At 54.6% G+C, this 14,540-nt stretch carries 14 protein-coding genes; 10 read left to right on the top strand and 4 right to left on the bottom strand.

Annotation, left to right across the window (positions count from 1 at the left end; translation table 11 throughout):
- Nucleotides 1–138 precede the first annotated feature (138 nt).
- The 5 genes from AQ1_RS03780 (at nt 139) to hflX (ending at nt 7,134) form a co-directional block, all read left to right on the top strand.
- Nucleotides 139–2,361, top strand: a complete 2,223-nt coding sequence (locus AQ1_RS03780) for a sensor histidine kinase (RefSeq protein WP_042084613.1) — start codon at nt 139–141, stop codon at nt 2,359–2,361.
- A gap of 40 nt (nt 2,362–2,401) precedes the next feature.
- Complete coding sequence (gene ntrX / locus AQ1_RS03775) at nt 2,402–3,790, top strand: nitrogen assimilation response regulator NtrX (protein ID WP_042084611.1); 1,389 nt, start codon at nt 2,402–2,404, stop codon at nt 3,788–3,790.
- A gap of 63 nt (nt 3,791–3,853) precedes the next feature.
- Nucleotides 3,854–5,230 carry a Trk system potassium transporter TrkA gene (trkA, locus tag AQ1_RS03770; protein ID WP_042084607.1) on the top strand — a complete coding sequence of 459 codons (1,377 nt, stop codon included), beginning with the start codon at nt 3,854–3,856 and terminating at the stop codon, nt 5,228–5,230.
- A 272-nt stretch (nt 5,231–5,502) separates the two neighbouring features.
- Nucleotides 5,503–5,751, top strand: coding sequence for an RNA chaperone Hfq (hfq, locus tag AQ1_RS03765; RefSeq protein WP_042084395.1), 249 nt, complete (start codon nt 5,503–5,505; stop codon nt 5,749–5,751).
- Nucleotides 5,752–5,772: 21 nt separating this feature from the next.
- Entirely contained in the window at nt 5,773–7,134 is a 1,362-nt protein-coding gene (gene hflX / locus AQ1_RS03760; RefSeq protein WP_150006800.1) for a GTPase HflX, read from the top strand.
- Nucleotides 7,135–7,194: 60 nt separating this feature from the next.
- On the opposite strand, the gene flgH is transcribed toward hflX, so the two are convergent.
- From flgH to flgF, 4 genes are read right to left on the bottom strand one after another with little or no spacing between them, the layout of a single operon-like run.
- Nucleotides 7,195–7,953, bottom strand: a complete 759-nt coding sequence (flgH, locus tag AQ1_RS03755) for a flagellar basal body L-ring protein FlgH (RefSeq protein ID WP_042084392.1) — start codon at nt 7,951–7,953, stop codon at nt 7,195–7,197.
- A 43-nt stretch (nt 7,954–7,996) separates the two neighbouring features.
- Entirely contained in the window at nt 7,997–9,001 is a 1,005-nt protein-coding gene (gene flgA, locus AQ1_RS03750) for a flagellar basal body P-ring formation chaperone FlgA (RefSeq protein ID WP_161760408.1), read from the bottom strand.
- Nucleotides 9,002–9,043: 42 nt separating this feature from the next.
- On the bottom strand, nt 9,044–9,829 hold the full coding sequence (flgG, locus tag AQ1_RS03745) for a flagellar basal-body rod protein FlgG (protein WP_042084389.1): 786 nt from the start codon (nt 9,827–9,829) through the stop codon (nt 9,044–9,046).
- A gap of 40 nt (nt 9,830–9,869) precedes the next feature.
- Nucleotides 9,870–10,613, bottom strand: a complete 744-nt coding sequence (flgF, locus tag AQ1_RS03740; protein ID WP_042084387.1) for a flagellar basal-body rod protein FlgF — start codon at nt 10,611–10,613, stop codon at nt 9,870–9,872.
- A gap of 313 nt (nt 10,614–10,926) precedes the next feature.
- Here flgF and AQ1_RS03735 point away from each other — a divergent pair, with 313 nt between their 5' ends.
- From AQ1_RS03735 to AQ1_RS03715, 5 genes are all read left to right on the top strand, one after another.
- The gene (locus AQ1_RS03735) at nt 10,927–11,436 is read left to right on the top strand and encodes a flagellar basal body-associated FliL family protein (RefSeq protein ID WP_042084384.1); all 510 of its coding nucleotides are present in this window, start codon (nt 10,927–10,929) and stop codon (nt 11,434–11,436) included.
- A gap of 7 nt (nt 11,437–11,443) precedes the next feature.
- Nucleotides 11,444–12,592: a flagellar motor switch protein FliM gene (gene fliM, locus AQ1_RS03730; protein ID WP_042084381.1), complete on the top strand. Its 1,149-nt coding sequence runs from the start codon at nt 11,444–11,446 to the stop codon at nt 12,590–12,592.
- 4 nt (nt 12,593–12,596) lie between these two features.
- Complete coding sequence (locus AQ1_RS03725) at nt 12,597–13,028, top strand: DUF6468 domain-containing protein (RefSeq protein ID WP_152550380.1); 432 nt, start codon at nt 12,597–12,599, stop codon at nt 13,026–13,028.
- The gene (locus AQ1_RS14395) at nt 13,025–13,780 is read left to right on the top strand and encodes a magnesium transporter MgtE N-terminal domain-containing protein (protein WP_052370891.1); all 756 of its coding nucleotides are present in this window, start codon (nt 13,025–13,027) and stop codon (nt 13,778–13,780) included. Before AQ1_RS03725 ends, AQ1_RS14395 begins: the two co-directional genes overlap by 4 nt.
- A gap of 101 nt (nt 13,781–13,881) precedes the next feature.
- Entirely contained in the window at nt 13,882–14,535 is a 654-nt protein-coding gene (locus AQ1_RS03715) for a protein phosphatase CheZ (protein WP_042084374.1), read from the top strand.
- The last annotated feature ends 5 nt before the right edge of the window (nt 14,536–14,540 follow it).

Below are 14,540 nucleotides of genomic sequence, written 5' to 3'. Positions count from 1 at the left end.
GAACCCTTGATGACCCAAAAAACCGATCCGATCTCTGCTGCACGGCCGGATGCATCTGAGCCTAAAGAGGCACCTGATCAAGAGCAGGATCAGGCATCGCCCCGGGCTTGGCATGCTCCCTCGCGTAAGCCGCGTCGCATGGCGCGTTTTCGCCTGTGGGTGCGGCGGTCCGGGGTGGGCTTAAAGCTTGAAATCAGCCTTGCGATCATTGCCGTTGCCTCCGGCATTGCCACATATATCGCCCTCAGCCGCAAGGGGGCTGCCGAAGATGTGGCCGATGGGCTGGTGGCAACGCTTTTGCTGCTCAATCTTGTGCTTTTAGTTTCATTGGCGGCTTTGGTGGCCCGGCGGGTGGTGCGGGTGTGGTTTGCGCGGAAAGAAGGCTCGGCGGGATCGCGTCTTCATCTGCGCTTGGTGGCCCTTTTTGCGGCCATTGCCTCGGTCCCGCCGGTGATCATGGCGATTTTATCGGTGCTGTTCTTGCAATATGGGGTGCAGAACTGGTTTTCCGATTCCGTGCGCGGGGCTTTGAATAACAGCCTCGAGGTGGCGGATGCCTATATCGAAGAGCATCGCCAGAATATCAAGCTTGATCTGATTGCGATGTCCAATGATCTTAATCGCGTGGCTTTGCAGGGCGAACGGGATCGTGAATTTTTGCAGGGTTTGGTGGAAGAACAGGCGCTGTTGCGATCCTTGCAGGAAGTGATCGTGTTCAGCAGCAATGGCCGGGTTCTGGCGAAATATTCCTTCAATCTCGATCTTTCCGCCAATCGGGTGCCGGAATCGGTGATGCGCCGGGTAACAGGGGGCGAGCAGGTGATCATCGCCGATCCCGGTGATGATCAGGTGCGGGCTTTGACCAGGCTCGATCAATTCTATGATGCCTTTTTATATATCGGACGCCGGGTGGATCCCCGGGTCACCGCCCATGTGGAAGCCGCGCGAAGGGCGGTGGAAACCTATCGCACATTGGAAAGCCAGCGCTCATCGGTGCAGCTGCGGTCGAATGCCATTTTCATCGTGGTCACGCTTTTGATCCTGCTCGCTGCGGTGTGGATCGGTTTGTGGTTCGCCAATCGGCTGGTGGCGCCGATCAGCCAATTGGTGGAAGCGGCCAATCGCGTTCGCCAGGGTGATCTGACGGCGCGGGCCGAAGGGCCGGGTGGCCCTGATGAAATCGGCGTGCTTTCGCGCACATTCAATCGCATGACCCGGCAGCTTGAAGCCCAAAGGCGTGAATTGGTCAGCACCAATCGCGAATTGGATGATCGCCGCAGTTTTCTTGAAACCGTGCTCGAAGGGGTGTCTGCGGGGGTTTTGGGGGTAACTGAAGAAGGCATGATTCATCTGCCCAATCGGTCGGCCTGCGATCTTTTAGGGATTGCCCCGGATTTGCTTTTGGGCAGGCCCTTGGCCGAAATTGCACCGCAGATGGCATCCCTATTGGCCGATGCATCACAATCAAACCATAAAATCGCCCAAACACAGGTGACGGTGATGCGCAAGGATCAGGCGCGGACCCTTTTGGTGCGGGTCACCGCCGAAGCCGATGGCTATAAGGGGGGCATGGGCGGTTATGTGGTGACTTTCGATGATGTGACCGATCAATTGCGCGATCAACGCACCGCCGCCTGGGCGGATGTGGCCCGCCGCATTGCGCATGAAATCAAAAATCCTCTCACGCCCATTCAGCTTTCAGCCGAGCGCCTGCAAAGAAAATATGTGCGTGAGATTGTCAGCGACCCGGCAGTTTTTTCCCAATGCACGGAAACCATCATCAGGCAAGTGGGGGATCTGCGCCGGATGGTGGATGAATTCAGCTCTTTTGCGCGGATGCCGGCGCCGGTTTTCAAATCGGAAAATCTTCATGACATCATCCGGCAAACGGTATTTTTACAGGAAATGGGTCAAAGGGATGTCACCTTCGAGACCAGGCTTCCCGAACACGCCTTGAAGATGGTTTGTGATGGTCGGCTTTTGGCGCAGGCCTTGACCAATCTTTTGAAAAATGCCCGGGAATCGATCTCAGCGCGGATCGAAGACGGCGATAAAAGCCCGGGTCTCATTCAATTGACTTTGCAATCAGCGGAGGATCAGGTTGATATCATCATTGCCGATAATGGCCGTGGCCTTCCTGAAGATGCCGATCGTCTGGTCGAGCCTTATGTGACCACAAGGGCCAAGGGCACCGGCCTTGGGCTGGCAATCGTGAAGAAAATCGCTGAAGAACATGGCGGCGCTCTGCTGCTGGCCAATGGTCGGGATGGGGGCGCGGTGGTGACCTTGCGCTTTGCCGCTGATTATCTGGAGAAACAGGCGACAAACGAGCCCGAACGCGATAAACGCGCGGCGGAATGAGCCGAAAAGGCCGGAATATGCTACAAAAGAAAGGGTGCAGATGGCACTGGATATTTTAATCGTTGATGATGAAGCCGATATTCGTGAACTGGTGGCCGGAATCCTGAGTGATGAAGGCTATGGAACACGGGTGGCCCATGATTGCGACAGTGCTTTGGCCGAATTGGAAGCCCGGCGTCCATCGCTGCTGATTTTGGATATCTGGTTGCAGGGCAGCCGTCTTGATGGGCTGGAGGTGCTTGAACTCGTGAAGCGCCGCCATCCCGATTTGCCGGTGGTGATCATTTCCGGCCATGGCAATGTGGAAACCGCCGTCGCTGCCATCAAGCGCGGGGCTTATGATTTTATCGAAAAGCCTTTCAAGGCCGATCAGCTTTTGTTCATTGTGGCCCGGGCGACCGAGGCTGAAGAATTGCGGCGTGAAAACGAAGATCTGAAACGCCGGGTCGGGCCGGTTTTTGAACTGACTGGCAATTCCGGGGCCATCAATGCGGTGCGCCAGGCCATCGAGCGGGTGGCTCCCACCAATTCCCGCGTTTTGTTTTCCGGCCCGCCGGGTTCGGGCAAGGAAGTGGCGGCCCGGCTTTTACATGCGCGCTCCAAGCGCTTTAAGGCGCCCTTTGTGATCGTATCAGCGGCTTCGATGGAACCGCATCGCATGGAGGAAGAATTGTTCGGCATCGAGCGGGATGGCGGGCTGGTGAAAACCGGCCTGTTCGAGCGGGCCCATGCCGGCACCCTGTTCATCGATGAAGTGGCGGATATGCCGATGACCACCCAGGGCAAAATTCTGCGCATTCTGACCGAGCAGACCTTCGAGCGGGTGGGCGGTTCAAAGCGGGTGCAGGTTGATGTGCGGGTGGTTTCAGCATCGAGCCGGGATTTGCGAAAGGCAATCACCCAAGGCACCTTCCGCGAAGATCTGTTTCATCGCTTGTCGGTTGTGCCGATTCAGGTGCCATCCTTATGCGAGCGTCGCGATGATATTCCATCTTTGTCCGAGCATTTCGTGAAGGCCGTGGCGGCGGCCACGGGGCGTGCCCCCAAAGGCTTTAGCGAACCGGCGCTCGCCGCTTTGCAGGCTTATGAATGGCCGGGCAATGTGCGGCAATTGCGCAATGTGATTGAGCGCATTTTGATCATGGCCCATGATGGGCGCGATATTATCGAACCCGATATGCTGCCTTTGGAACTCACCGAAGATGCCAGCAGCCTTTTGCGCGGGGATAGCGATAATGCCCTGATGACCTTGTCCCTGCGAGAGGCGCGCGAAGCCTTTGAGCGGGAATATCTGCGCGTGCAGATCACCCGCTTTTCGGGCAATATTTCAAAAACTGCCAATTTCATCGGGATGGAACGCAGCGCCCTGCACAGAAAGCTGAAAAATCTTGGCCTTGGGGGGCATGAACGGCGCGATGATGATGAATGAGGGGCAGACGGTACAAGCAATGCTGAACCGGGCCATCAGGGGCACCGGCTCAAGGGGAATATGATGAAAGTCGTGGTGTGTGGCGCCGGGCAGGTGGGGCTTAATATCGCCCGCTATCTGGCCGATCAGAAAAATGATGTGATTATCGTGGATCGGTCGGCAAAGCTGATCCGCAAGGTGGGCGAAAGCCTTGATGTGCAGGCGATGGAGGGCCATGCGTCTGATCCCCATGTGTTGGAGGCCGCGGGCCTTGCCGAAGCTGATATGATCATTGCCGTTACCATTTCAGATGAAGTGAATATGGTGGCCTGCCAGATTGCCCATTCGCTTTTCAATGTGCCGACGAAAATTGCCCGCATCCGTAATCAAAGCTATCTGGCCCCCCAATGGAGCGATCTGTTTACCCGCGATAATATCCCCATCGATGTTGTCATCTCACCTGAAGTGGAGGTGGCCGAAGCGATTTATCGCAGGCTCGAAGTGCCCGGAGCTTTCGACACTCTCCCCTTTTCAGATGATAGCGTGCGGGTTTTGGGGATCAGGTTGGATGATCGCTGCCCGGTGGTGGATACACCCTTGCGGCAATTGACCGAACTGTTTCCCGATCTGCGAGTGCGGGTGATGGGGATCATGCGCGGGGGTAAATTATTTGTGCCCCTGGCCGATGATCATATGGAAATCGGCGATGGCGTTTATATCGCCGTTGAAAAACGCTATGTGGCCCGGGCCATGGGTGTGTTCGGCCATGAGGAAGAGGCCGCCCGAAGGATCGTGGTGATTGGCGGCGGATCGGTGGGAATGTTCCTTGCCCAAAAGTTGGAATCCCGCACCCCGCGCTTAAATGTGAAGCTGATCGAACGCGATGAGGAACGGGCCGCCTATGTGGCCGATAAAATGAGCCGCACGGTGGTGATCCATGGCGATGCCCTTGATCCCGAAATTCTGCGCGAGGCGAATGTGGGCGAAGCGGAAACGGTGGTGGCCGTTACCAATGAGGATGAGGTCAATATCCTTGCGACGTTGCTGGCCAAGCGCCATGGCTGTTCCCGGGCGATGACCTTGATCAACAATACATCCTTTCGCTCTTTGATCGGCACTTTGGGAATTGATGTGCATATCGATCCTAGGGAGATGACCGTTTCCACGATTTTGCGCCATATTCGGCGCGGCCGGATTCGCGATCTGCATTCTATTGCCGATGGGGCGGCGGAAATCATTGAAGCCGAAGTGCTGGAAGCCTCGTCCGTCAATGGGCGATCTTTGGCGAAAATCAAGCTTCCACGGGGCGTGCTGGTGGGGGCTGTGGTGCGCGATAAAAAGGTGATCATGCCGCGTGGCGATACAGTTTTTCAAGCCGGAGACCGGGTGATCGTGCTGGCGCTTACAGATGCTGTCAAAGCTGTTGAGCAATTATTTTCCGTGCATCTTGAATTCTTTTGATAGCGGAGGAATGAGCCCCTTATCCGCTTTTTGTATTGATCCTGAATCAAAAAGACACACATGGTTGATTGTCGAGATAAAATTTTCGACAACGAATTGTCGCGGCGCAACAAACGTGGCAAGCTATGATCATCGGGGGATATTTTCTAAGTTCAGGCATAAAGTTCCCCGGATTCGTTCGGCTTTGTCGATCCTGGTTTTAAGTGGAATGAAGCGTTCGAAGAAACGGTCGATCTCAACGATAATGTTCAACAAAAAAAGAATGGCGACACATGTCAGAAAAATCGCAAAATCTTCAGGATGTCTTTCTCAATGCAATCCGCAAATCAAAAACGCCTGTAACCGTCTTTCTCGTCAATGGGGTTAAGTTGCAGGGCGTGATTACATGGTTTGATAATTTCTGCGTCCTTTTGCGCCGCGATGGTCATTCTCAACTGGTTTATAAACATGCGATTTCGACCATCATGCCGTCCGGTCCGGTGAGCCTGTTTGAGCCGGAAAAAGATCTCGAAACAGATTGATCGTCGATCAAGGGAAACTTTGTGATCCACATTACGGATGAGCATGTCGGGCTTCGGTCTCCCCATGATGGGGAGCAGCCGACCCGGGCTCTTGTCATTCACCCATGGGTGAAAAAAAACGCGCATAAAACGGCTTATGACGATAAGGCGCGCAGCCCCGCCGCCCGCTTGGAAGAAGCGGTTGGCCTGGCCATGGCCATCAATATCACGGTCGAGCGGGCAGAGCTTGTGGCTTTGGCCCCGGCTCGGCCCGCAACCCTGCTTGGCAAGGGCAAGGTTGCGGAGATGGGCAGCTATATCGCCGAACACAGCATTGATCTGGTGATCATGGATGCCGAACTTTCGCCTGTTCAGCAGCGCAATCTGGAGCGCGAATGGAAAACCAAGGTGATCGATCGCACCGGGCTTATTCTTGAAATCTTTGGTGAACGTGCGGCCACCAAAGAAGGGGAATTGCAGGTTGAATTGGCGCATCTGAATTACCAGAAATCGCGCCTTGTCAGAAGCTGGACCCATCTGGAGCGGCAACGTGGCGGTTTCGGTTTCATCGGCGGCCCCGGTGAGACCCAGATCGAAGCCGACAGACGCATCATCACGGATCGCATTGCCCAGATCAAACGTCAGCTTGAAACCGTGACCCGAACCCGGGAATTGCATCGCACCCGGCGGCAAAAGGCCCCTTATCCGGTGGTTGCCCTTGTGGGCTATACCAATGCCGGCAAATCCACCCTGTTCAATCGGCTGACCCATTCAGATGTGCTGGCGGCCGATATGCTGTTTGCGACCCTTGATCCCACCATGCGATCCATTGATCTGGTCACCGGACGCAAAGTGATCCTGAGCGATACCGTTGGCTTCATCTCGGATCTTCCCACCCATCTGATCGCGGCATTCCGGGCCACATTGGAAGAGGTCATCTCTGCCGATCTCATCGTGCATGTGCGCGATGTGGCCCATCCCGATAGCGAGGCGCAAAAGGCCGATGTGCTTCATGTGCTCGCCGATTTGGGCGTGAAGCCGGGCGAGGTGGCAGGCCCGATGATGATCGAGGCCTTGAATAAAATCGATCTTCTGCCTGATGATGAGCGGGACGCTTTGGTTAATCTCTCGCAGAAATCGCCGCATGATGTGCCTGTGTCTGCATTATCCGGGGCTGGCCTTGATGAATTAATGGAAAGGATCGATCAGTGCGTGGGTGCCGATGATAGCGTGCATGATCTGATCATCGAACCTTGGCGAGGGGGCGATCTTTCCTGGCTGCATCGCCATGGCGAGGTTTTAGCGCAATCTGCCGATGATGAGGGGCGCACCCATGTAAAGGTGCGGATCGATCCGGTGAGCCATGCCAAATTTCTGGCGCAGCAGGGTGGGGATCAATCCTGATCATTTGTTTATAAAAAAAGGGGCTGCAATCGCCCCCTTTTTCTTTGCTGTCTATGCCCGTCAGAATGGGAACAAGATATCGTAAAGCTGCTGGCCATATCGAGGCTGCTGCATATCGCTGAGCTGGCCGCGCCCACCATAAGAAATGCGCGCCTCGGCAATTTGTGAGTGGTTGATGATATTGGTGGCGGAAATATCTTCCGGGCGAACGATCCCGGCGATCAGCAATTCCCGCACTTCAAAATTCACCCGCACTTCCTGCCGCCCCTGGATCACCAGATTGCCATTGGGCAGCACATCGATGACGATGGCAGCAATGGTCAAGTCGATGGTTTCCGAGCGATCCACTTCTCCATTCCCGGTTGAAGAACTGGTCGATCCGAAATCGGCCAGGGCGGCGGGGTTCACGGTATTGGGCAGAACCTTGTCGAGCTTGCCTTCAAAACCCAAAAAGCCATCGAGACCGGCGGTTTCCGTATTATTGCGCGAGCGGATCGTTTCATTTTCGATTTCGGCCCGATCATCAATCTCGATGGCCACGGTCAGAATATCGCCGATCTGGGCTGCCCGTTGATCGCGGAAAAAAGCCTTCGCCCCAGTTCGCCATAAGGAATTGGCCTGGCCCACGCCTTGGTCCTGGCTCATCATCGGCAAGGACAGGGATCGCGTTCTCGTGGGGGCCTGAACATTTTCGATGGGGGCCAGATCGGGGGCTTTACCGATATTGGCCAGACGATCCCCCATAGTGCAGGCCCCAAGGCTGGCGCTGAGAAGCCCGATTTTTAGCCATTGGCTGCAGATGTGATAAGCCCGGTTCATGACACGTCCTTCCTATTTTTTACAGAAGATGCCTTCATTGAGATCATTGCGAAGCGGCCACAACGGCACGGTTCATCACTTCAACCACCCCGGATGCGGTGACGCGGGCTTCCACTGTGCGATTGCTGGCTGTATTCAAAAGCCGGATGAAATCACCTTTGGCGCCATCCTGCATGGCTTTTCCGGTGGCGCTCAGGGTCAGGGCACCATGGCGGACGAACATTGTTACCACCGAGCCTTTGGTGACCAGAAGCGGGCGCTGCACCTGGCTTGTGCGCAGGGCTTGCCCGGCCCGCAGCATCCGCACGGGGGCAAGGCCGATTAATTCCGAAGCATCGAGGATCATGGTGCGATTGATGCGCCGCTCCGACATTTCGATCCAATCGATGTCCGACCGGCTGATCACTTCATCGCTGCTCATGCTGCGCACCAGCACCGGGATCATCCTTGTTGGCTCGGCCATGCCGGAAAGGGCCACCCGGTTCCAGCGTCCTTCATCATGGGGAATGGCAAGGGTGGCGGTGAAGCGGCCCGTTGTTTCATCCACCGAAAGGGCCTCGATCCGCAGCTTGCCCAGATCAGCCGAAAGGACGGCATAAAGGGGATTGCTCGCATTGGTGAGACGAACATTTACCTGTTCGTAATTACTTGAACGAGAGATCGCATCAGCCAGTTTTTGGATGATCATATCTTCGGGAATGGCGTGCCCGGCGCGGGTGATTTTGATATAGCCGCTGGCGTTTTCAAGGCCGTGGGTAAAGCCCGCCTTTTCCATGACGCGATCAATATCATAGCGCGATAGAGACAGGCTTTCACCGGGCAGGGGGGCTGAGGCCAATACCGTTTCAGCCGCCTTTTGCGCAGTCATTTGATCAGGCAAAGTCAACAGCACATCCCCAAGGGTGATCAGCGGACCATTAACGGTGGCTGATGATTTGGTCATCATCGCCATCGCCAGAGTACTGGTCATCAGCAGGGCGCTCAATGCGGTCAAAGCGATCAGGCTTTTCAGCATCATTGATGCGATCATCGCGCGGGTTTTGGTCATGTCATCTTTCCCCATCAGGAGCATTTCAAAAGGGCGGGTTCATCACCGCAGGCTGTTCACGGCATTGAGCATTTCATCGGATGTGGTGATCACCCGGGAATTCAATTCATAAGCGCGCTGGGCAGTAATCAGATTGGTGATTTCCTGCACCGGATCGACATTCGATTTTTCAAGGAAACCCTGCTCGATCAGGCCAAAGCCATTGGTGCCCGGGGTGGCCACAGTGGCCGGGCCGGATGCCTGGCTTTCCCGCAAAAGATTAGAGCCAATGGCTTCCAAACCGGCTTCATTGGTAAAGGTGGCAAGATCAAGCTGCCCCACGATCTGGGGATTGACCTGACCTTGCAGGGTCACCTGAACTTCGCCTTCCTGATTGATGCTGACATCGATCGCTTCTTCGGGGATATTGATGCCGGGCAGGATTTCAAAGCCTTCGGGCGTTACGATCCGGCCATCCTGATCGCGCTGAAATGATCCGGCACGGGTATAAAGCTCTTCGCCATCAGGGCTTTGGACGCGGAAAAAGCCCCGGCCATTGATCGCCAGATCAAGGGGATTATCGGTCAATTCAAGGCTGCCCTGGGTGGCGATGCGATAAACCCCCGCCGCGCGCACGCCCACTCCCACCTGAATGCCCGATGGCACCACATTGCCTTGCGCCGTTGAATTGGCACCCACCCGCTCGATATTCTGATAGAGCAGATCCTGGAATTCGGCACGGCGGCGCTTGAAGGCCGTGGTGTTGAGATTGGCGATATTGTTCGAGATCACCTCGACATTCAATTGCTGAGCAAGCATCCCGGTGGCGGCTGTATTCAATGCTTTCATCGTCTTGTCCTTCTATAATGTGGCAGAGGCGTTCTGATAATCAGGCTTGAACCTGCGAGAGACGCTCGATGGCGCGGTCCTGCTGCTCGGAATAGGTGTTGAGGCTGCGTTCCATCGATTGATAGCTGCGCAGCACATTGATCATGCTGGTCACCTGCTCGATGGGATTGACATTCGAGCCTTCCAAAGCCCCCTGAACAAGCCGCAGCTCATCGGGCGGCAGTTCCTCACGCTCAGTGGCAAAAAGGCTGTCGCCCCGGCGCTCCAAGCCTTGATAATTGGCAAATTGCACCATCTGAATCTGGCCGATATCGCCAAGATCCGAGCGCATGGTGCCATCTTCGGTGATGATGATATTGGTATCATCAGGATTGATTCTGATCGGCTGATCATTGACCCCCAAAACACGCTGACCCGTTTGCGTGGTCAATTCACCATCGATATTGATGCGAAAATTACCGTTGCGGGTATAAAGGCGCTCCCCCTCATCATTCTGGATGACCATGAAGCCTTCATTTTCCATGGCCACATCCAGCGGATTGCGGGTCATGATAAACTCGCCCTTGCTCATGTCGGGCACCACCCCATAATCCAGAACCATGCGCACATCGCGCAGTTCCTTGGGGCCTTCGCCTTTCATGGTGAACAGATAATCCTGAAAAACCACCCGTTCGCGCTTGAAGGCCGTGGTGGATGCATTGGCAATATTATTGGCGATCACATCCATGCGCCGCAGCATGGCACCTTGATGCGATAAGCCGATTGAAAGCAATGTGTCCATCATCCGTCTCCATTTTTCGCAAGGTCTTAAAAGGATCGCCAAAACACCGGCACTGCCCTTGCCAAATCGCAATGCAATGCCCGTGCCAGATTATGGAATTCAATAATTTCAATGGATTGGTGATTTTGATCGTGAAAGCGGATCATGAACGGATGATCATGGGGCAGAGTTTGCCGCTTTGATCAGGATGGTGTGCGACCAAGAGTCTTTCAAGACCCTTACGACTTATTAACACTCTCGATATTAACTATAGCAAGACAGAGCGCGCTTGAGCTTATGGGCAGGATCGGTTTCCTGAAATTGAACGGACGTTTCCATGGCAGATGACGATAATCTCGATGATGATCTTGCTGGCGATTTGGGTGATATGCCCCAAACCAAAAAATTCAGCGGGAAGAAAATTATCCTGATTGCCGTTCCGGCTCTTGTCGTCCTGATCGCGATCATTGTTGTCTTGACGATGCTGATGGGCGGCAAGGAAGAGCCCATAGCCGAAGACAAGCCGGTGAAGGAGCAGATCCAATTGATCTTTATCGATCTGCCCGAAATGGTCGTCAATCTCAATACCGGGGAACGCCAGCAGCAGTTTCTGCGGGCCCGCATCAGCCTTGAGGTTGACAGGGAAAGTGCCCGGGCGGCGGTGGAAGAAAAAATGCCGCGGATCATTGATGATTTTCAGGTATATTTGCGCGAATTGCGGGTGCAGGATCTCAATGGCTCGGCGGGTCTTTATCGTTTGAAGGAAGAATTGCTGGTTCGGATCAATACATCGGTGGCGCCGGTGGAAGTCAAAGACGTTCTGTTCAGGGAAATGCTGGTTCAGTAGAGCAATCATGGCCGATGAAACCGAAAATGAAGAGATCGATGACGAAGCCGTAGCCGCGGAATGGGCTGCTATGGCCGGCGCCGAAGATGATGCCCCCGATGACGATGCCGTGGCTGCAGAATGGGAAGCCATGGCCGCTGGCGATGCGGAAGATGATGATGGGGATGGCTATTCGGGCAGTGCGCCGGGGCGGGTTCTTGATCAGGATGAAATCGATAGCCTGCTCGGCTTTGATGGCGAGGATGATGGCGGCGATTCTCATGGTATTCAGGCGCTGATCAACAGTGCTCTGGTTTCCTATGAACGCCTGCCGATGCTCGATATCATCTTTGACCGCATGGTGCGGATGATGTCGACCTCCTTGCGTAATTTCACCTCTGATAATATCGAGGTCAGCCTTGATAATATCACCTCCGTGCGTTTTGGCGATTATCTCAATTCCATTCCTTTGCCGGCCATGCTGGCCGTGTTCCGGGCCGAAGAATGGGATAATTACGGCCTGATGACGGTTGATAGCTCGCTCATTTATTCCATCGTCGATGTGCTTTTGGGTGGACGCCGGGGCACGGCGGCGATGCGGATCGAAGGGCGGCCCTATACCACCATCGAACAAACCCTTGTCGAACGCATGATCGCGGTCATTTTGAAGGATATGTCGGCGGCGTTCGAGCCTTTATCACCCACCAATTTCACCTTTGATCGGCTGGAGACCAATCCGCGCTTTGCCACCATCGCCCGCCCGCCCAATGCTGCGGTGCTGATCAAGCTGCGCATCGACATGGAAGATCGCGGCGGACGATTGGAACTGCTTTATCCCTATGCCACATTGGAACCCGTGCGCGAATTGCTGCTGCAGCGTTTCATGGGCGAAAAATTCGGTCGCGACAGTATCTGGGAAACCCATCTCGCCACGGAATTATGGTCTGCCGACCTGCAGCTTCGGGCGGTGCTTGATGAACAGGTGATGAGCCTGCGGGATGTGATGAATCTTCAGGTGGGCCAAACCATTCAGCTGAATGTCACGCCTCAGGATAGCCTGGAAATGCGCTGCGGCGAGGTGACTTTGCTGAATGCCAGAATGGGACGATCAGGGCAAAAACTGGCGGTGCAGGTGAATAATGTGAACCGCTTGAAACGTGCGGGTCGAAAGGAATGAAACCATGTCGATGACAGAGATGACCGGTCTTGCGCTTGATGCGACATTGATCGTGCTGCTGGCCGCCGTTCTTTATGCCTGTATTCGGGTGAACAGCCGTTTGCAAGAAATGCGCAAAGGTCAAAATGAACTGGCTGGTCTTGTGGATCGTTTGGAAAATGCCACCACTCAGGCAAAAGAATCCATTGCAAATCTGCGGAAAATGGGCGGCGAGGCGGATGAGAATCTTCAATCTTCGACGCGCAAGGCCCGGGCCATGGCCGATGAATTGACCCTGATCACCGAAGCGGGAAACAATCTGGCCGATCGGCTTGAGAAGAAATTGACCGCCAAGGCGGCGCGGGATTCGGCTGAAACGGCGGCAACTGAAGAAAAAGTGACCCCGATCCGCAGTGGTCGGCCCGATCTTTTGAAAGCTCTGAAGGAAGCCCGATGAGCGTGCGCGCGATTTTATCAGTCAATAGCATCGGTCGCCCTCTTGCCCGATTGAGGCTTTTGCCGGTTTTCATCATGGTTGCAGTGGTGGGCCTCGCCATTAAATCGGGGACTTTCGCTGGCGACCTCAGCCGCTTGGTGAGCAAGGCCAGTGCCCAGGAAACGGCCGCCCCTGCGGCCAATGGCGCTGAACCCAAAGCCGATCAGCCCAAGGAAAAGGCCCAAGATGAGGCGGGGGCGGCAGAAGCAACCGTATCAGCACCTTTGTCAGGCGACGATGAAGCGGTTTCCGCAACAGCCGCGATTGCCGGGATCAGCCGGTCTGAAATGAATCTGTTGCAAGACCTGAGAAAGCGCCGACAACAGCTTGAAGAACAAGAGCAAAAAGCAGCTTTGCGTGAGCAGATATTGGCCTCGACCGAACGCCGGATCGATCAGAAAATTTCTGAATTGCGAACCATCGAGCAAAAAATCGCTGCCTTGGTGGAAAAGCATGAGGATCAGGAAGATCAGCAGATTCAATCGATCGTCAAAGTTTATGAAACCATGAAGCCCAAGGATGCTGCCGCGATTTTCGAACGCCTTGATATGGATATTCAGCAGCAGGTTGCTTTGCGGATGTCGGATCGCAAAATGGCAGCCCTTCTGGCGGAAATGGATACCGATGTGGCAAAAACTTTGACCACAAGGCTTGCCACGCGCAATCCTCTGCCGAATGTTGAGGCGCTGGGGCAGGAAACAGCTGCACAATAGATTGAAATTAACAGGCTTTTAACTGTCGGACTGCTAAATTGACAGATATTGACTTGACAGTGATAGACAGTCTCAGGCGCACATAATTTCGGGAGCAGCGGATGACCAAGGCGGTGGCTCTGAGCATTGAGGACAGGCTCAATGCGATTAAAGCCTCAAAGGGTGAGGCTGTAACCGTGGATGAAATCGGGTCCGTGGTCGCCAATCTGCTGACGTCCCTTGATGGTCAGGGCATGGAAACCAAGGCGGATGTGGGTTCCGAAGTGCGTGAATTGCTCGATTTCATTGCCCATGCCCGTGATGAACTGGCTTTCATGCGGCCCAAAACCCTGACCGACAAGCATATCGTTACCGCTCGGGATGAATTGGATGCCGTGGTAGCGCATACCGAAGAAGCGGCAGGCAAGATTATGGATGCCGCCGATAAGATGGGTGAGCTTGCAGGCGAAGTTACCGGCGAACATGGTGACCGCTTATTTGAACTGAGCACCGAAATCTTTGAAGCATCGAGTTTTCAGGATATTACCGGGCAGCGGGTTTCCAAGGTTGTCAGCGTCTTGCGCCATATTGAAGATCGTCTGTCTGCTTTGGCCGAAGCCATTGGCGACACCACGATTCACGAAGATGAGGAAGAAAACATCTTCAATGAAAAAGGTGAGGTCGTGAATGAAGATGCCCTGAAGCATGGGCCCCAATTGGATGGGAAGGGGAATAATCAGGATGATATCGATGCCCTTCTTGCCAGTTTTGATTGATGAAT

Origin of the sequence: Iodidimonas nitroreducens (assembly GCA_000710935.1) — a bacterium.
GTDB lineage: Bacteria > Pseudomonadota > Alphaproteobacteria > Sphingomonadales > Rhodothalassiaceae > Iodidimonas > Iodidimonas nitroreducens.
This window is presented reverse-complemented; position numbering and strand designations above follow the sequence as displayed.